19 protein-coding genes are annotated in these 18816 nt (G+C 42.2%); 10 read left to right on the forward strand and 9 right to left on the reverse strand.

Annotated features, from left to right (window positions below; all coding sequences use genetic code 11):
* Positions 1–43: 43 nt before the first annotated feature.
* Genes dnaE through HMPREF9009_RS24075 form a run of 3 tightly spaced genes read left to right on the forward strand, consistent with a single transcriptional unit; the run spans position 44 to position 4598 of the window.
* The gene (dnaE, locus tag HMPREF9009_RS24065; protein ID WP_049703602.1) at positions 44–3850 is read left to right on the forward strand and encodes a DNA polymerase III subunit alpha; all 3807 of its coding nucleotides are present in this window, start codon (positions 44–46) and stop codon (positions 3848–3850) included.
* 59 nt (positions 3851–3909) lie between these two features.
* Entirely contained in the window at positions 3910–4224 is a 315-nt protein-coding gene (gene trxA / locus HMPREF9009_RS24070) for a thioredoxin (RefSeq protein ID WP_004306576.1), read from the forward strand.
* Between the two features lie 38 nt (positions 4225–4262).
* The gene (locus HMPREF9009_RS24075; protein WP_008640838.1) at positions 4263–4598 is read left to right on the forward strand and encodes a hypothetical protein; all 336 of its coding nucleotides are present in this window, start codon (positions 4263–4265) and stop codon (positions 4596–4598) included.
* 213 nt (positions 4599–4811) lie between these two features.
* On the opposite strand, the gene HMPREF9009_RS24080 is transcribed toward HMPREF9009_RS24075, so the two are convergent.
* Positions 4812–5537 carry an RDD family protein gene (locus HMPREF9009_RS24080; RefSeq protein WP_049703603.1) on the reverse strand — a complete coding sequence of 242 codons (726 nt, stop codon included), beginning with the start codon at positions 5535–5537 and terminating at the stop codon, positions 4812–4814.
* Positions 5538–5638: 101 nt separating this feature from the next.
* On the opposite strand from HMPREF9009_RS24080, the gene HMPREF9009_RS24085 reads away from it, so the two are divergent.
* From HMPREF9009_RS24085 to HMPREF9009_RS24110, 6 genes are all read left to right on the forward strand, one after another.
* Positions 5639–6601: a stage II sporulation protein M gene (locus tag HMPREF9009_RS24085; protein WP_049703604.1), complete on the forward strand. Its 963-nt coding sequence runs from the start codon at positions 5639–5641 to the stop codon at positions 6599–6601.
* Complete coding sequence (locus HMPREF9009_RS24090; RefSeq protein ID WP_008025062.1) at positions 6582–7520, forward strand: hypothetical protein; 939 nt, start codon at positions 6582–6584, stop codon at positions 7518–7520. The genes HMPREF9009_RS24085 and HMPREF9009_RS24090 overlap by 20 nt, the downstream gene beginning before the upstream one ends.
* A 16-nt stretch (positions 7521–7536) precedes the next feature.
* On the forward strand, positions 7537–8154 hold the full coding sequence (locus tag HMPREF9009_RS24095) for a DUF4129 domain-containing protein (protein WP_008025060.1): 618 nt from the start codon (positions 7537–7539) through the stop codon (positions 8152–8154).
* Positions 8151–9422, forward strand: a complete 1272-nt coding sequence (locus HMPREF9009_RS24100) for a DUF4350 domain-containing protein (RefSeq protein ID WP_008025059.1) — start codon at positions 8151–8153, stop codon at positions 9420–9422. The genes HMPREF9009_RS24095 and HMPREF9009_RS24100 overlap by 4 nt, the downstream gene beginning before the upstream one ends.
* 11 nt (positions 9423–9433) lie before the next feature.
* Entirely contained in the window at positions 9434–10408 is a 975-nt protein-coding gene (locus HMPREF9009_RS24105) for an AAA family ATPase (RefSeq protein ID WP_004306583.1), read from the forward strand.
* Positions 10409–10568: 160 nt separating this feature from the next.
* Positions 10569–11879: a DUF58 domain-containing protein gene (locus HMPREF9009_RS24110; protein ID WP_008025057.1), complete on the forward strand. Its 1311-nt coding sequence runs from the start codon at positions 10569–10571 to the stop codon at positions 11877–11879.
* Positions 11880–11947: 68 nt separating this feature from the next.
* Here HMPREF9009_RS24110 and HMPREF9009_RS24115 read toward each other — a convergent pair whose 3' ends face one another.
* Genes HMPREF9009_RS24115 through HMPREF9009_RS24130 form a run of 4 tightly spaced genes read right to left on the reverse strand, consistent with a single transcriptional unit; the run spans position 11948 to position 13851 of the window.
* The gene (locus tag HMPREF9009_RS24115) at positions 11948–12175 is read right to left on the reverse strand and encodes an immunity 17 family protein (protein WP_004307942.1); all 228 of its coding nucleotides are present in this window, start codon (positions 12173–12175) and stop codon (positions 11948–11950) included.
* Positions 12172–12585 carry a tRNA (adenosine(37)-N6)-threonylcarbamoyltransferase complex ATPase subunit type 1 TsaE gene (gene tsaE / locus HMPREF9009_RS24120; protein ID WP_008025054.1) on the reverse strand — a complete coding sequence of 138 codons (414 nt, stop codon included), beginning with the start codon at positions 12583–12585 and terminating at the stop codon, positions 12172–12174. The genes HMPREF9009_RS24115 and tsaE overlap by 4 nt, the downstream gene beginning before the upstream one ends.
* Positions 12586–12598: 13 nt before the next feature.
* On the reverse strand, positions 12599–13408 hold the full coding sequence (locus HMPREF9009_RS24125) for a metal ABC transporter permease (RefSeq protein ID WP_004307944.1): 810 nt from the start codon (positions 13406–13408) through the stop codon (positions 12599–12601).
* Positions 13408–13851, reverse strand: a complete 444-nt coding sequence (locus HMPREF9009_RS24130) for a hypothetical protein (protein WP_032811120.1) — start codon at positions 13849–13851, stop codon at positions 13408–13410. The genes HMPREF9009_RS24125 and HMPREF9009_RS24130 overlap by 1 nt, the downstream gene beginning before the upstream one ends.
* 172 nt (positions 13852–14023) lie before the next feature.
* On the opposite strand from HMPREF9009_RS24130, the gene HMPREF9009_RS24135 reads away from it, so the two are divergent.
* Positions 14024–15022 carry a M28 family metallopeptidase gene (locus tag HMPREF9009_RS24135; protein ID WP_008025050.1) on the forward strand — a complete coding sequence of 333 codons (999 nt, stop codon included), beginning with the start codon at positions 14024–14026 and terminating at the stop codon, positions 15020–15022.
* Positions 15023–15078: 56 nt separating this feature from the next.
* On the opposite strand, the gene HMPREF9009_RS24140 is transcribed toward HMPREF9009_RS24135, so the two are convergent.
* From HMPREF9009_RS24140 to aroA, 4 genes are all read right to left on the reverse strand, one after another.
* Positions 15079–15828 (reverse strand): N-acetyltransferase, encoded by a 750-nt coding sequence (locus HMPREF9009_RS24140; RefSeq protein ID WP_004299279.1) that lies wholly within the window; start codon positions 15826–15828, stop codon positions 15079–15081.
* A 187-nt stretch (positions 15829–16015) separates the two neighbouring features.
* Positions 16016–16732, reverse strand: coding sequence for an SDR family NAD(P)-dependent oxidoreductase (locus HMPREF9009_RS24145; RefSeq protein ID WP_004326234.1), 717 nt, complete (start codon positions 16730–16732; stop codon positions 16016–16018).
* 74 nt (positions 16733–16806) lie between these two features.
* The gene (locus tag HMPREF9009_RS24150; protein WP_008025047.1) at positions 16807–17376 is read right to left on the reverse strand and encodes a Crp/Fnr family transcriptional regulator; all 570 of its coding nucleotides are present in this window, start codon (positions 17374–17376) and stop codon (positions 16807–16809) included.
* 12 nt (positions 17377–17388) lie between these two features.
* Positions 17389–18618, reverse strand: coding sequence for a 3-phosphoshikimate 1-carboxyvinyltransferase (aroA, locus tag HMPREF9009_RS24155; RefSeq protein WP_049703622.1), 1230 nt, complete (start codon positions 18616–18618; stop codon positions 17389–17391).
* Positions 18619–18816: the final 198 nt, after the last annotated feature.

An 18816-nucleotide genomic window follows, 5' to 3' on the forward strand; every position in this document is an offset into this window, starting at 1 on the left:
AAGAGGTAGTAATTTTATGCCTTCAAATTAACTACTTATCATTATGCAGGATTTCGTTCATTTACATGTCCATACTCAATATTCTCTGTTGGATGGTCAGGCTAGTGTAGCTCGTCTGGTCGATAAAGCCATGCAAAATGGGATGAAGGGTATTGCCGTGACCGATCATGGAAATATGTTCGGTATTAAGGAATTTACGAACTACGTTAATAAAAAGAACAGCGGTCCGAAAGGTGAAGTTAAAGACCTGAAGAAGCGAATTGCGGGAATTGAGGCCGGCACAATAGAGTGCGCGGATAAAGAAGCCGAGATTGCTACTTGCAAAGCTAAGATAGTGGAAGCGGAAAACAAGCTTTTCAAACCTGTCATCGGTTGTGAAATGTATGTTGCGCGCCGCACTATGGACTTAAAAGAAGGTAAGCCCGACCAAAGTGGTTATCACTTGATTGTATTGGCTAAGAATGAAAAAGGTTATCATAATCTTATTAAATTAGTATCGCACGCATGGACACGCGGATATTATATGCGCCCGCGTACTGATCGTAGCGAACTGGAAAAATATCACGAAGGACTTATTGTTTGTTCGGCCTGTCTTGGTGGTGAAGTGCCGAAGCGGATTACTGCCGGGCAATTTGCAGAAGCCGAAGAAGCCATACAATGGTATAAGAACCTGTTTGGGGATGATTATTATCTGGAGATGCAGCGTCATAAAGCGACTGTTCCCCGTGCTAATCACGAATGTTATCCGTTGCAGGTAAATGTGAACAAATATCTGATTGAATATGCTAAGAAGTTCAATGTCAAACTAATTTGTACGAATGATGTTCACTTTGTAGATGAAGAGAATGCGGAAGCGCACGACCGTTTGATCTGTTTGAGTACCGGTAAGGATTTGGATGATCCTAGCCGTATGCTTTATACCAAACAGGAATGGATGAAAACACGCGAAGAGATGAACGAACTCTTTGCCGACGTTCCCGAAGCGTTGAGCAATACGCTGGAGATTCTTGACAAGGTAGAATATTACTCCATCGACCATGCACCTATCATGCCTACTTTTGCTATTCCCGAAGATTTTGGGACGGAAGAAGGCTATCGGGCGAAGTTTACGGAAAAAGACCTGTTTGATGAGTTTACTCAAGATGAGCACGGTAATGTGGTATTGAGTGAAGAGGATGCGAAAGCGAAAATCAAACGCTTGGGTGGCTATGATAAACTCTATCGTATTAAACTTGAAGGAGATTACTTGGCGAAACTAGCTTTTGACGGAGCTAAGAGAATTTATGGTGAACCTCTGTCGGAAGAAGTCAAAGAGCGAATGAACTTTGAACTGTATATCATGAAAACGATGGGTTTCCCAGGATACTTCTTGATTGTACAGGACTTTATCAATGCGGCACGTAAGGAATTGGGTGTGTCGGTCGGTCCGGGACGTGGTTCAGCTGCCGGTTCGGCGGTGGCCTATTGTCTGGGAATTACGAAAATCGACCCTATCCAGTACGATTTGCTGTTTGAGCGTTTCTTGAATCCGGACCGTATCTCCTTGCCCGATATCGATGTGGACTTTGATGATGACGGTCGTGGAGAGGTACTTCGTTGGGTAACGAATAAATATGGTCAGGAAAAAGTAGCTCATATCATCACTTATGGTACAATGGCTACCAAGTTAGCTATCAAGGATGTTGCCCGTGTGCAAAAGCTGCCTCTATCGGAGTCTGACCGATTGGCTAAATTAGTGCCGGATAAGATTCCTGATAAGAAACTGAACTTGCGGAATGCGATTGAATATGTTCCCGAACTACAAGCTGCGGAAGCATCATCCGATCCGTTGGTACGGGATACGATCAAGTACGCTAAGATGCTCGAAGGTAACGTACGTGGTACAGGTGTACATGCTTGTGGTACGATTATCTGTCGTGACGATATCACCGACTGGGTACCTGTCAGCACTGCTGATGATAAGGAAACGGGCGAAAAAATGCTTGTTACCCAGTATGAAGGTTCGGTGATTGAAGATACCGGATTGATTAAGATGGACTTCCTTGGTCTGAAAACTTTGTCTATTATCAAAGAGGCCGTTGAAAATATCCGTTTAAGCCGTAATGTTGAAGTAGATGTCGATGCGATAGACATCTGCGATCCGGCTACTTATAAATTATATAGTGACGGACGTACAATTGGTACATTCCAGTTTGAATCTGCCGGCATGCAGAAGTATCTGCGCGAATTGCAGCCTTCTACATTCGAAGATTTGATTGCCATGAATGCCCTTTATCGTCCGGGGCCGATGGATTATATACCTGATTTTATCGACCGTAAACATGGGCGTAAGCCGATTGAGTATGATATTCCGGTAATGGAGAAATACTTGAAGGATACGTATGGTATTACGGTTTATCAGGAACAGGTGATGCTTCTGTCGCGTTTATTGGCGGACTTTACCCGCGGTGAGTCTGATGCACTCCGTAAAGCGATGGGTAAGAAGCTGCGTGACAAGCTGGACCACATGAAACCTAAATTTATTGAAGGTGGGCGTAAGAACGGGCATGACCCGAAAGTTCTTGAAAAAATCTGGACCGACTGGGAAAAGTTTGCGTCATACGCTTTCAATAAATCACATGCTACTTGTTATTCGTGGGTAGCTTACCAAACCGCTTATCTAAAAGCTAATTATCCTCCTGAATATATGGCTGCTGTGATGAGCCGAAGCTTGTCGAACATTACCGATATTACGAAACTGATGGACGAATGTAAGGCAATGGGTATTCAGACGCTGGGGCCGGATGTAAACGAAAGTAACCTGAAGTTTACAGTAAACCATGATGGTAATATCCGTTTTGGACTAGGGGCTGTCAAAGGTGTAGGTGAAGCTGCTGTTCATAGTATTATGGAGGAACGTAGTAAGAATGGTCCTTTCCTCGGTATATTCGACTTTGTGCAACGTGTCAACCTGAATGCCTGCAACAAGAAGAATATGGAGTGTCTGGCATTAGCCGGAGGGTTTGATAGTTTCCCGGAACTGAAACGGGAGCAATACTTTGCTGTAAATTCTAAGGGTGAAGTATTTCTGGAAACGTTGATGCGTTATGGCAACCGTTATCAGGCAGATAAGGCAGCTGCTTTCAATTCTTTGTTCGGTGGTGAAAACGTTATTGATGTTGCAACTCCTGAAATTCCTCAAGGTGCAGAACGTTGGAGTGATCTCGATCGTCTGAATCGTGAGCGTGATTTGGTAGGTATCTATCTTTCTGCTCATCCGTTGGATGAATTTTCTATCGTATTGGAACATGTCTGCAATACACGGATGGCGGATTTGGAAGATAAAGCTGCACTTGTTGGTCGTGAAATAACGATGGGAGGGATTGTGACTAGTGTTCGTCGCGGAGTCAGCAAGAATGGAAATCCGTATGGTATTGCTAAGATTGAAGATTATTCCGGTTCTACCGAAATCCCATTCTGGGGAAATGACTGGGTGACTTATCAGGGATATCTCAACGAAGGAACGTTCCTATATATTAAAGCCCGTTGTCAAGCGAAACAATGGCGACAGGATGAATTGGAGGTGAAAATCACTTCTATGGAACTTCTTCCCGACGTGAAAGAAGAACTGGTACAGAAGATCACGATTATCATTCCTCTGTCAGTCTTGAACTCGGCTTTGGTTACTGAGCTTGCCACTCTGACCAAAGAACATCCGGGAAATACGGAATTGTATTTTAAAGTGACGGATGATGCCGATGTAAGTCACATGTCAATTGATTTGATTTCTCGTCCGATTAAGCTTTCGGTGGGGCGGGATTTAATAACATATTTAAAGGAACGTCCCGAACTGGGATTTCATATAAATTGATTATATTTGTGGCGAGAATAAGCTAACGAAATAACATTTAATAATTAATACTTAAAAAAATGGCTTTAGAAATTACAGACAGCAACTATAAAGAGGTTCTTGCAGAAGGAAAACCGGTTGTTGTAGATTTTTGGGCTCCTTGGTGTGGCCCATGCAAGATGGTGGCTCCTATCATTGAAGAATTGGCTGCGGAGTTTGAAGGACAAGTAATCATCGGTAAGTGCGATGTAGACGAAAATGGTGATATGGCTGCTGAATATGGTATCCGTAATATTCCTACTGTATTGTTTTTCAAGAACGGTGAAATAGTAGACAAACAGGTAGGTGCAGTTGGCAAACCGGTATTCGCAGAAAAGGTGAAGAAGCTTTTATAGTCGATAATACTTAATACTTATCACTTAATACTTAAAAAATGGGACTGGAAGACGATTTTTTATTAGCAGATGCCGATGACGAAAAGACCATCGAGTTTATCAAAAACTATCTGCCTCAAGAACTGAAAGGGAAGTTTTCGGACGATGAATTGTATTATTTTCTCGATTTAATCGACGAGTATTACTCTGAAAGTGGCATTCTCGACGCTCAACCCGATGAAGACGGCTATGTCAACATCGATTTGGAAGAGGTTGTGGCTTACATTGTAAAAGAAGCTAAAAAGGATGAAATAGGGGAATACGATCCTGAAGAAGTCCTCTTTGTGGTTCAGGGAGAAATGGAATACGGAAACTCTCTGGGACAGGTGGACTAAATGACATCCGGTCTCATTGTAGATAAAATTAAGATAAGGGGTGTGCTCTGTGAGTATACCCCTTTTTTGTGCGGTGTTTTTTCTCAAACATTCTTATGCCTATGAGAAAAAGTTCTCACTGCGATGAGAAAAAATACTCATTGCAATGAGAATTAATTCTCACTATGGTGAGAATAATCCCTTGCCTGAATAGCCTGAAACAGCGTATTCTGGTTATATTTCCTCCAATGCATAATACTGATAATCGCGAAGTACAGTCTGAAGAAATTTTTCCTGATTACCGTCACGAGGAGTAACGGAAAGCAATTCCTGTACTTTCTTAGCAAGTGCCGTGACACGTCTTGCCCGGTCTTTCTCGCTGGATTCCAGTGTTCGGGTAATTACATTCACTTGTTCGAGTGATAAATCAGCCGATTGTGGATATACCGGATGATAATTCTGGGTAAGATAATCGAATTCATCCAAGCTAACATGAATCTTACGGTAGTTTTTCTCTTTAATCACCATCGTACCGGCAGCAAGATCTCCTAGCCGTTGATTATTTTTATTCAATAAAATGACCAGAAGTCCAAGGCCACTTGTGATGGGACCATCAATTGGGAAAAGAAGCCATCGTAACAGATAAGAGCCGATGCTTGGAGTAGAACCGTCTACTTTTACGACACGGATATTGATGAGTTTTTTGCCAAAGCTCTGTCCGTGATTGAACATCTCGCAAAGAAAAGAATAACCGAGAATCGGTAAATAAACGACGCACAGAAAAAAGAATAAACTGAATCCTGATGGTAAACTTAATTTAGACAAGAGCGTAATAGTGGACAAGATGTAAAGCCCGATCAGAAAATAATCGATGATTAAAGCCATCAGTCGTTCGCCGATACTGGCGGGCGTTTGGCTGATACGAACGAATTGTCCGGTTATTATCGTAGATTCTGCCATTTCAGGTTAAACATTTTTAGGATTCCGTTGCAAATATATCATAATTCTCTTATTTTTGCTTCCGGTTTCGGACAAAACTTATCTGAAATCGATTGAAAAGCATGAAAGAAGTAACGTTTATTCGTCGGAACATTGAAAAATGGAAGGAGACAGAGAAAGTTGTGGAGCGGGCGGCAAGCCTGTCCCCTGACCAACTTGCCGATGCATATACGGACTTGACGGCTGACTTGGCATTTGCCCAAACACATTTCCCAACTTCCCGTATTACTATTTATCTGAATAATCTGGCTTCAGCGTTGCACAACGAAATCTACCGTAATAAACGCGAGAAGTGGACACGGATTATTACCTTTTGGACACAGGAAGTGCCACGAAACATGCACGATGCACGTCGCGAATTATTGACCTCCTTTTTGATTTTTGTTGCCAGCGCATTAATCGGCGTATTATCAGCAGCGAATGACCCGGATTTTGTCCGGCTGATATTGGGAAACGGTTATGTGGATATGACACTCGACAATATTGCCAATGGTGAGCCGATGGCCGTATATAATGGTTCTTCCGAAGTACCGATGTTCTTGGGCATTACACTTAATAACGTGATGGTCTCTTTCAACTGCTTTGCAATGGGATTGCTGACTAGTTTTGGAACAGGGTATATGCTTCTCTCCAATGGTATCATGGTAGGAGCTTTTCAAACATTCTTTTATCAACACGATTTGTTGTGGGAATCCAGTCTTGCCATCTGGTTGCACGGAACGCTTGAGATTTGGGCGATTATCGTGGCTGGTGCCGCCGGATTGGCTTTAGGCAACGGCTGGCTGTTTCCCGGCACCTATTCCCGACTGGAATCTTTCAGAAGAGGAGCGAAGCGAGGCTTGAAAATAGTGATCGGCACTGTTCCAGTGTTCATTATGGCAGGCTTTATAGAAGGTTTTCTTACCCGCCACACAGAGCTTCCCGATGTGTTGAGGCTTGGCGTGATATTCACTTCTCTGGCATTTATTATATTCTACTATATTTATTTACCAAATAGAAAAAAACATGGAATCACAGAAACCTAAGATTGCGATGTATGTGAAACGTCCTTTCGGTGAGAAGTTGAACGCTTCTTTTGATTTTATAAAAGAGAATTGGAAACAATTGTTTAAGTATTCAACTTATCTGATACTCCCTATATGCTTAATTCAAGCCGCAAACTTTAGTGGTTTGATGGGAAGTATGACAGATATTACTGCTATGCAGGCGTCCGGAGGAATAAGTGATAATCCTTTAGCTGCTCTGGGACCTTCATTTGCACTGAATTATGCAGGAGTTATCTTTTTTTCATGTTTGGGAGCTTTGTTGATGACTTCCTTGATTTATGCGATGGTACGATTGTATAATGAACGGGAAGAACGCCTGAACGGGGTTGTATTCGGCGATATAAAATCGTTGTTGCTCCGTAATGTTAAAAGACTGTTTTTGATGGGGATCGCCTGCAGCTTTTTATTCATCTTTGCGGTGATCTTTATTGTCTTATTGGCTGTATTGACACCTTTCACACTCATTCTGACCATCCCGCTTTTATTCGCCTTTATGGTTCCTTTGGCATTAATGGCTCCCATCTACTTATTTGAAGACATTTCGTTGGGTGAGGCATTTGCAAAAACATTCCGGTTGGGATTTGCTACCTGGGGAGGCGTCTTTCTAATTTTAATTGTGATGGGGATTATTGCCAGTGTGTTACAAGGAATCGTTTCTATACCCTGGTATGTGATCTATATTGTAAAAATGATCTTTACGATGAGTGACGGAGGTGCAACCTCTTCATCAGTCGGACTGAACTTTGCGCAATATTTGTTCTCTATCCTGATGTTGTATGGTTCTTACTTATCGGCTATATTCGGTATCGTCGGTCTGGTTTATCAGTATGGTCATGCATCGGAAGTGGTGGACAGCATAACGGTAGAAAGTGATATTGACAATTTTGATAAACTCTAAACTAAACCTCCACTAGATGAATCTCACTTCCCCGGCTGATACACTAGTTTGTGATACGGCGCAGATTGCCCTCTGGCAGTCTGATCCGGCATACAACTATAACCGTGAACTGATTACTCCGGAGATGAATGTCTTTGAGTGGATCAGTCGGCAGTTTGGGGAGTTGTTGCGTAAAATATTCGGCAGTCATTTTGCTGAAGAGTATTCAGGGCTTATCCTGGTATGTATTGCCATTCTTCTTTTGTTGCTGATTGTTTGGTTTGTCTATCGGAAACGCCCGGAATTGTTTATGGTCTCGCATAAAAATGCGTTGCCTTATACAGTTGAAGAAGACACCATTTACGGAGTAGATTTTCCGGGAGGGATTGCGGAAGCGCTTTCCCGTCAGAATTACCGGGAAGCAGTACGTTTGCTCTATCTGCAAACTTTGAAACAACTTAGTGACGCTGAACGTATTGACTGGCAACTTTATAAAACGCCTACCCAGTATATCAATGAAGTCCGGCTACCGGCTTTCAGGCAACTGACCAATCATTTCCTGCGGGTACGTTATGGCAACTTTGAGGCAACGGAAGAACTCTTCCGCACAATGCAGGTCTTGCAGGAAGAAATAGGGAAAGGAGGCGTCTCATGAAAGGAAGTCGCTGGTTCATTGTCTTTATTGTCGCTTTTCTATTCATCATGTTTGCAATAGAATATCATTTGCCGAAGAATTTTGTGTGGAAGCCCACTTTCGGACATCATGACGAGCAACCTTTCGGATGTGCAGTATTCGATAGCGTATTGTCTTCTTCTTTGCCACAGGGCTACACTTTTTCGAGGAAAAGCCTCTATCAATTGGAACAGGAAGATACGACGCAACGCAAAGGTATATTGGTTATCTCTGATAATTTGCGATTGTCGGACGTCGATGTAAACGCTCTGTTGAAAATGGCGGAACGCGGAGATAAGATCATGTTGGTGAGTACCTTGTTCGGCAGATATTTGGAAGATACCTTGCAGTTCAGGTCTTACTATTCTTATTTCAGTCCGATGGCTTTGAAGAAATATGCAACTTCATTTATGAAAAAGGATAGCTTGCATTGGATAGGAGATTCGACGGTTTATCCCCGTCAGACTTTCTATTTTTATCCCCAGTTGTGTTCCTCTTATTTTTGGGGAGATTCACTTCCGGAAAGGGTGTTGGCACAAAGAGTTTTTGAGTCGAATGAGTTCCGGTATGAAACAGAGGTGGACTCGTTGACAACGGATAGTCTTGTTTATATGCCTGTAGCGATGTCCCGTCGGTGGGGGAAAGGAGAAGTTATTTTAGTTTCCACTCCTTTGATTTTTACCAATTACGGAATGTTGGACGGCAAAAATGCAACCTATATCTTCCGTTTGTTGTCGCAGATGGGGAAGCTTCCTATCGTTCGCACGGAGGGGTACATGAAAGAAACTGCACAGGTGCAGCAATCACCTTTCCGTTATTTTCTTGCACATGAACCGCTTCGTTGGGCTTTGTATCTGACGATGATTACCATCATACTCTTTATGATATTCACAGCGAAGAGGCGGCAACGGGTGATCCCTGTTATTCACGAGCCGGCGAATAAATCTCTTGAATTTACCGAACTGATAGGCACGCTTTACTTTCAGAAGAAAGACCATGCGGATTTAGTTCGCAAGAAGTTTTCCTATTTAGCCGAAGAACTTCGGAGAGAGATTCAGGTGGATATTGAAGAAGTGGCCGACGATGAACGCTCTTTCCACCGGATTGCCCGGAAAACCGGAATGGATGCCGGAGAGATTGCTAAATTTATCCGCGAAGTCAGACCCGTGATTTACGGAGGACGTGTTATTGATGCGGAGCAGATGAAGGTATATATCGATAAAATGAATGAAATAATCAATCATATCTAAAGAAGAAATTTATGGAAGAGAATACAGAACAGCGAGTAGATTTAACTCTCTTTTCCGAGAAGATACAAGAGTTGAAAGACCGGATTGCTTCCGTCATAGTTGGGCAGGAGCAGACAGTCGATTTGGTACTGACGGCGATTTTGGCGAATGGACACGTATTGATAGAAGGTGTTCCGGGAGTTGCGAAGACACTGTTGGCCCGTTTGACAGCTCGTCTGATTGATGCAGACTTCAGTCGTGTCCAGTTCACTCCGGACTTAATGCCGAGTGACGTATTAGGTACGACTGTGTTTAATATGAAAACCAATGGTTTTGATTTTCATCAGGGACCGATTTTTGCGGATATTGTATTGGTCGATGAAATCAACCGTGCTCCTGCCAAGACACAGGCTGCCTTGTTTGAGGTAATGGAAGAGCGCCAGATCAGTATTGATGGAACGACTCACCGGATGGGAGATCTTTATACGATTTTGGCTACCCAGAATCCGGTAGAGCAGGAGGGAACATACAAACTTCCCGAAGCACAGCTCGACCGTTTTCTGATGAAGATTACGATGGATTATCCTTCATTGGAAGAGGAAGTGAATATCCTGGAACGTCATCATACCAATGCCGCATTGGTGAAGTTGGACGACATCACTCCCGCTATTACCAAAGAAGAACTGCTGTCGCTTCGTGCTTTTATGAATCAGGTATTTGTAGACCGCACGTTGCTCCAATATATCGCATTGATTGTACAGCAGACCCGTACCAGCAAAGCTGTATATTTGGGAGCTTCTCCACGTGCATCTGTAGCCATGCTGCAATCGTCAAAAGCGTATGCTCTTTTGCAGGGACGTGATTTTGTGACACCGGAAGATATCAAGTTTGTAGCTCCTTATGTACTTCAGCACCGTCTGATCCTGACTGCGGAAGCTGAAATGGAAGGCTATTCTCCAGTGAAAGTGACGCAACGCTTAATTGATAAAGTGGAAGTACCAAAATGAAAAGATTTATGATTTATGAGTTCTGATTTATGATTTGGGCTGCGCGTTGGATGTCTGATCCTATTCATAACATAAATCGAAGAAATCATAAATTGTAAATTGTACGTAAATTGTAAGTTGAAGAAATCGTAAACCCAAGAAATTATAAATCATAAATCATTTGTTTCTAACTCGTCGTTTCTATATTGCCCTTGTCATAGTTATCCTGTTGTTGGGTAGCGGATATGTTTTTGCTCCGTTCTTTGTTATCGGGCAGTGGGCACTCTTTGTCTTGTTTTTGGTGGTACTGGCAGACGTATATTCTCTTTATCGTATTCGTGGAATCCGTGCTTTCCGCCAGTGTGCCGACCGTTTCTCTAATGGCGACGAAAATGAAGTAAGTATTCGGGTAGAAAGTAGTTATCCGCATCCTGTATCTTTAGAAATCATAGATGAGATCCCTTTTATCTTTCAGAAACGTGATGTCGACTTTCAGGTGAAGCTTGGAGCAAACGAGGGAAAAACAGTTACCTATCGTCTTCGACCTACTCATCGTGGCGTTTACTCTTTCGGTCATATCAGAGTTTTTGTGACCGGAAAAATCGGCTTTATATCCCGGCGCTATACTTGTGCAGAACCTTTGGATATCAAAGTGTACCCGTCATATCTGATGCTCCATCAATATGAATTGCTGGCAATAAGTGATAATCTGACAGAATTGGGAATAAAACGTATTCGCCGGGTTGGGCATCATACGGAGTTTGAGCAGATTAAAGAGTATGTAAAGGGGGATGATTACCGTACGATTAACTGGAAAGCAAGTGCCCGCCGGCATGAACTTATGGTGAATGTGTACCAAGACGAACGTTCACAGCAGATTTATAATGTGATCGATAAAGGTAGAGTGATGCAGCAAGCTTTCCGTGGAATGACCTTGCTGGATTATGCAATTAATGCTTCGCTGGTGCTTTCGTATGTTGCCATGCGGAAAGAAGATAAAGCCGGATTAGTGACTTTCGATGAACACTTCGATACTTTCGTGCCTGCTTCCAAGCAACCGGGATATATGCAGACATTGCTGGAAAGTCTTTATAGCCAGCAGACCACTTTCGGGGAGACAGACTTCTCGGCTCTTTGCGTTCATTTGAACAAACATGTCAGTAAGCGTAGCCTGCTGGTACTATATACTAACTTCTCGAGCATAGGAGGAATGAACCGTCAATTATCTTACCTGAAACAACTAAACCGCCAACACCGTTTGCTCGTAGTCTTTTTTGAAGATGTCGATTTGAAGGAATATATCGCCCAACCGGCAAAAGATACGGAAAGCTACTATCGTCACGTGATTGCAGAAAAGTTCGCTTACGAGAAGCGGCTGATTGTATCTACTTTGAAACAACATGGAATCTATTCTTTATTAACTACACCGGAGAATCTTTCGATTGATGTGATTAATAAGTATCTGGAGATGAAGTCACGACAGTTGCTTTAGACATAAGAACAAAAGAACATATTTTTGTAGTCTTTTGTACTTATGTTCTTTTGTCTGAAAAAAATGTGTCAAAGAGTGATGGCTTTCCGTGTTTCCACAAAGAAGAATATAGCCATTCCAATGATGATAATTCCCAGTATCCCATAGAAGAGTCTTGCCCGGTTGCGTCCTACATTCCGGACAATGGTTTGTGCGTTGCGCGTTGTAAAGAACCAGTCCCAGTTTAGCAATGACGCCAGCAGGGAGACGATTCCTGCCAGCGCAAAGATTCCTTGTACGATATATTGTCCGGTCATAGTCTGATTACTCTATTTCCGTTTTCCAGTTCTTCAATCGTTACTTTTACGGCATTTCCCGGAAGTAGTTCTTCTACCAGTTCCGGCCATTCGATAAAGCAGAGAGCGCCACTGTAGAAATAGTCTTCGTAACCCATGTCGTACACTTCGCTTAGCTTCTTGATGCGGTAAAAATCAAAGTGATAGATTAACTCTCCGGTTTCGTCCGAACGGTATTCGTTGACAATAGCAAAAGTAGGAGAAGTGATAACATCCGTTACGCCCAATTCTTCGCAGAGTGCTTTGACAAATGTCGTTTTGCCGGCACCCATCTTTCCGTATAAAGCAAATACAGTGTTGTCGCCCATAGCAGCGATAAATTCACGGGCTGCTTCATAGATACTTTCCAGTGATTGAATTTTGATTTCCATATACTATCTATTATTATGACTTTTTCCTGCAACAACTCTTTCCGATTTTACAAACAGCGTAAATCAGGATAGAGAAGAATATGATGGAAGCTCCCGAAGGGACTTTCCAGTGATAAGAAATAAATAATCCACCCAGGCAGCCCAAGAAACCGATGCCGATTGATAACCAGATAATCTTCTTGAAACTATAAGTGAACAAGTTGGCTGTCATCTGTGGAATGGTGAGAAGAGAAATGGCCAGTACGATGCCTACCATACGCAGGCAGGCTACAATTGTCAGCGCAATGAACATCATCAACACATATTCGAATATCTCTACCGGAATCTTTTGCGAACGTGCAAATTCACGGTCAAAAGCAATATATACGATAGGGCGGATAAACAGATAAAAGAATCCGGTCAGTATTAGTGCCAATATGCCGAGCATCCATAAATCGATTTGGTTGATGGTCAGGATATTGCCAAAGAGGTAAGCCGATAAGTCAGGCGCAAATCCCGGCGACAGGAAGCTGAACATAATTCCGAGTGCCATCCCTAACGTCCAGAATACTGCAATGGCAGAATCTTCGCGCATATCTTTCCGTCTGCTAAGCCACTCGACACCAAAAGCCGATAATACCGAGAATACGGCTGCCGAGAGTATCGGGGAAATTCCGGCAAACAATCCTAACCCGATCCCTCCGAAAGAAGCATGAGTGATTCCTCCGCTGATAAATACCAGGCGGCGGGTTACGATATATGTACCGATAATCCCACAGGCAATGCTTGCCAGCAGACTTCCCAATAGGGCGTGTTGAAAGAATGTATATTGTAGTAAATCCATCACCTCTCATCTGCTTTTTTTACTTCTACGTTTCTTCTTTCTCCGATAATCAGAAAAACTTCGTCTTTGAGATCATCCGGTAATTCAATGCCACGGAGCTGAAGGCTACGTATCCATCCGGCCACTTCTACATCCAGTGTCGTATACAATACATCCCGAAACATTTCTGTTTCTTCTTCTGTATACGCATCTCCTGCCCTGCCAATGAACTGATCCAGTTCTTCGTCATCGTAATATTCTATTTTTTTGCTGACAGCTGCCAGCAGGCTATCCCGTTCGCATACTTCGTGTTGTCCGCAGCATTCCACATCTACTTCCTTCACTTCCGGCATACGGTCCAGTTCGCCCTTTTCTATTTTCTTTTGCAGTCTTTTGTTGCGGATAATTCCGGCTATCAGCGCAATGACACCCAGCAACACCAGACTTATAATAAGTATCCACATGACAATATAACAGTTACCAATCAATTTTGTGCAAAGTTACTTATAAATTTGCATTCTATCATGTATGCTATCTATTTCTTTCGTACTTTTGTATGTTACCTACAAAATAAACATTGGCGGGTGAATTAAATTTCACCAATCAATGAAAATGACTTAAGATATTTGAAGTACAATGAAGAGAGATTATTTACTATTAGCGTTACTGTTGGTTGGAAACATTACTTTTGCCCAATCTCCTATTGAGAGGGCCTTGAATACAATTAACCGTTCCTCTGCCGAAGCTACTATCAACTTTTTGGCTAGTGATGAATTGCAAGGGCGTGAGGCTGGGTTTCATGGTTCGCGTGTGACTTCAGAATATATTGTTTCTTTGTTGCAATGGATGGGAGTATCGCCTTTGGCTGACAGCTATTTCCAGCCTTTTGATGCTTACCGTAAAGAACGTCAGAAAAAAGGACGTCTGGAAGTACATCCTGATTCCATAGCAAAACTGAAACAGGAAGTTCATCAGAAGCTTACCATGAGGAATGTATTGGGAATGATTCCCGGTAAAAATACCAAAGAATATGTGATTGTGGGGGCTCATTTCGACCATTTAGGTATTGATCCTGTACTTGATGGCGACCAAATATACAATGGTGCTGACGATAATGCTTCCGGTGTATCGGCAGTGCTGCAAATTGCAAGAGCCTTTTTAGCCAGTGGACAGCAACCCGAAAGAAATGTAATCTTTGCTTTTTGGGATGGAGAAGAAAAAGGACTGCTTGGCTCTAAATATTTTGTACAAACTTGTCCTTTCCTATCTCAAATCAAAGGCTATCTGAACTTTGACATGATTGGCCGTAACAACAAACCTCAACAACCCGAACAAGTCGTTTATTTCTACACAGCCGCCCATCCGGTCTTTGGGGATTGGTTGAAAGAGGATATCAGAAAATACGGTTTGCAATTGGAACCGGATTACCGCGCCTGGGAAAATCCGATAGGAGGAAGTGATAACGGTTCGTTTGCCAAAGTCGGTATTCCGATCATCTGGTATCATACGGACGGGCATCCTGACTATCACCAGCCTTCCGATCATGCTGACCAGCTGAATTGGGATAAGATAGTAGAAATCACCAAAGCCTCTTTTCTCAATATGTGGAAGATGGCAAATGAGAAGTCTTTTTAATGAAGCAGATAAAATACAATCCTGATAATTAACGGGAAAAGTCAGGATTGTATTTCTTATTTTTTGAGTATTCTTTTTAAATAGTCGATAGGTGGCAAATTCACAGTTTCAAAACTTCCTTTATAAAATACAGCAAAATTATTAAAAACACACGGTAACTCTTTGGCTTTCTGTAGCGTATCTACTTGAATAAAAGAAACAGGGACATCATTTGTTTCACAATATTGTTTGATCATTTCAATGTATTTATAGATATAGGGGCATTGCATATCATAATAAATCGTCAGTTCCTCACTTTCTATTTTCAGATTCTTGGCATTTGGCGCAAATTGCGGTACTGTTCCGTCGAAAGAAAGAGCAAGCAATTCATATCCATTATCGGTAGTGTCAACCACTTCAAAACCAAATTTCTTTGCAAATGATTGGTCGGAAAGCCAGCTCTTCTGTTTTTTTGCCCCAAGCATACAAATGCCGGATCTACCTTTTTCTTTGGCATCGGCTATACAGTACTCTATTAATGCTTTCCCATATCCGTTTCCTCGGGGGCTACCTAGCACCCATAAACAATACAGATAATAATAGTTGTCGCCGATGACGGGAACCCAAGCTGTTTCAAGAGGGGCATATTCAATAAAAACAGTAGCTTTGGCGTTTAACTTTCTAAAGACATGGCCTTCATTCAGCCGGTCGGAAAGCCATTGCCGCTTTGCTTCAATACCAGGATGAGACTTTTTGCTGCGGATAATGCAGCATAAATGCTCATTAGAAAGATTTTCTGTTGTTAAGTTTGTAAAGTCAGTATTCATATACACCTTTGTTTCAAGTTAGGTATTATCAGTCGGTCCATGTAGCAACAATAGTCCTTTGTTGGTCTGTTGACGGGCTATCTTTGCAAAGATAGTGAATTTGTGTAGATAATCTTTGTTGCCGGGTTGTAGAATTCACGAAAGTTTCTTTTCTTACTATATAAAGAGGTGGCGAACAGGTAGAACTTTATATCCGGCAATAAATAGCAGATGGCAACAGACGAAACAGGATAGTTACATATCTCCATCTTTTGGAAATGAAAGCTACTTTTTTCTTTTTAGAAATAGCCTTTTTAATTTGTTTCACAGCTTTATCAACGGGAGTAACCCAGAACAATCCTTCTCCTTTTGCCATAGCGGTGTCTACAAATCCGGGACGAATATCGGTAGTGTAAATAGAATAAGGAGATTTAGTTGCTTTTTGTCGTAATCCTTCCATATAGTTGATTTGATAGGCTTTCGACGCATTGTAGGCGGGAGCGATGCCACTGCCGCGTGTACCTCCAACAGAGGAAATAGTAACCAGATGCCCGCTTTTTTGCTGTTCGAAATATCGGAAACCCCAGTCTGCGATGTTGGTGAATCCTATCACGTTCGTTAGTAAGGTAGGTTCTTCCAATTGGTAGGAGAGTTCGGGGTTTAGTTCTCCGGTCCCGGCACAGATAATCAATATATCCATTCCACCCATTTTTCGAGTGAGAGTTTCGAGGGATGAAATGGTAGCTTGTGTATCGGTGATGTCGCACACTTGATAGAATAGTTTGTCTTTGTCCCGGGCGCATACCTCTTCTAATAGATTTTCTCTGCGACCGGTAATGCCGATAAGATAATCTTCTTGAGAATAGACTTCTGCCAATCCGCGACCGATGCCGGAAGTTGCACCTATAATTATAATTTTTTTCATGAAATACAATATACTTTGTTTGCCCGCAAAAGTAAGGGTAGGGAATAAATAAACTCTTGATTGAAATCAAGAATTTATTTTTGTACGACTTTTCTTCGGATACGACTTAATGTTTCGGGACGAATCAGAAGATAGGAAGCCAGTTCTTTTAAAGTTATCAGTTTCAGTAAGTCGGGACAACGGTTGATAATTTCAAGATAGCGTTCTTCCGGTGTCAGGCTGTACATTGAAATCATCCGGTCGTAGACTTCCCACAATAACGTTTCTGCGATGCGGCGTCCTAACTTTTGGTGAGCGTCGTTGGTATCGTAGAAGTCTGCCATTTGCTGGTAATTGATTACGTATACCGAACAGTCACACAAGGCTTGTATATCTACATTTGATTGGTCCTGTAACTGAAAAGCCGGATAGTTGCCAACAAAAGAATGATCGAAAGTATAGCCTACAATGCTGTTTTCGCCTACACTGTTGGTGCAACAGTACCGGAAAGAACCGGAACTGACGAACCCCATTGTTTTGCATACTTCTCCCTGGCGGGAAAAGTAGTCTCCTTTCTTATAATAGGTCTGCTTCCCCTGTTGTAATACAAAATCTACAATAGGGGAGTAGTTGATGTGGGAAGTATATTTGTTGAAATCTTCCACAGCGTATGAAAATTAGCCTTCGTTTATAACCTGAAATCCGGCCTGTTTCAAATCTTCCCAATATCCGGGATATGATTTGGTAACGACTTGCGGATTGGCAATAAGTAAATTGGGATGGCGGATAATTGCCGGTGCAAATGCCATTGCCATCCGATGGTCTTCGTAGGTTTCAATCACCGGAGTTTCTTCCGGTTCACATCGTTCGCCATTCCACATTAATATACTGTCATTTTCTTCCTCGATCACATATCCCAGCTTTTTAAGCTCGGTTCGCAGGGCGGCAATACGGTCAGTCTCTTTTATTTTCAGGCTTTGTAATCCGGTGAAACGGAAAGGGATATTCAGCAAGGCACAGGTAACAACGAATGTCTGTGCCAAATCCGGAATGTCGACAAAGTCTTCTTCCAGTCTTTCCGGCGCTTTGCCTGTTTTTTTCAGTTTCACACCTTGCGATGTAAATTCGGTAGTTATACCTAAGCGTGAGAAAACTTCTGCTCCCCGGCTATCTCCCTGATAACTGTTAGGAAACAACCCCAATAATTCAATTTCTGCTTTGGGAGATAAGGCAGCAATCTGATACCAATAGGAAGCTGCGCTCCAGTCACTTTCCACTTTGAAAGGAATGCTCTGATAGAGTTGTGGAGCAACGGAAATGCTATTAGGAGAAGTCCATGCGGCTTTGGCTCCAAAGTCCTGCATCAGTTGCAATGTAAGATTGATATAAGGACGGGAAATTATCTCCCCGCTTAAATGCAAAGTCAAACCGTCTTTGAGTGCCGGACCTATCATCAATAGAGCAGATATATATTGGGAACTGACATTTCCTTTCAGTGTTATTTCGTTTCCTTTCAATTCTGCACCTTTGATGCGGAGGGGAGGATATCCTTCATTGCGGGTATACTCTATTTCAGCTCCTAATTCCCGAAGCGCATTGACTAATATCTGTATCGGGCGTTGCTGCATACGGGCTGTTCCTGTGATTGTCCGTTCCCCCGGGGTCACACTTAAATAGGCGGTAAGGAAACGCATAGCAGTGCCCGCAGCCATGATGTCAATCGTCTCTTTCCCTTCGGTGAGAGCTTTTATCATCACCTGTGTATCGTCACAATCGGACAGGTTTTCAGGAGGATAAATACCTTTGCCCAGCGCATTGATGATTAATGCACGATTACTGATACTTTTAGAAGCCGGCAACTGGATAGTTGCTGTTACTACTGAAGGAGGGATGAGTTTATAGAGCATCATTTCTATTTTCTTTGGTTTGAGATGACAAAAATAGACATAAATTGGTATATATGCAGTTATAAAGTCAGAAAAACAATAGAAAATTTAGAATGGGAAAATTACAATCGTATTTGAAGTAGAGGATAAAATCTCAAGAAATTACAATTGTATTTAAAATAAATGCTATATTTGTGATGTATTGCAATCGTATTTAAA

This window comes from Bacteroides sp. 3_1_13 (assembly GCF_001185845.1).
Taxonomy (GTDB): Bacteria; Bacteroidota; Bacteroidia; order Bacteroidales; family Bacteroidaceae; genus Bacteroides; species Bacteroides xylanisolvens.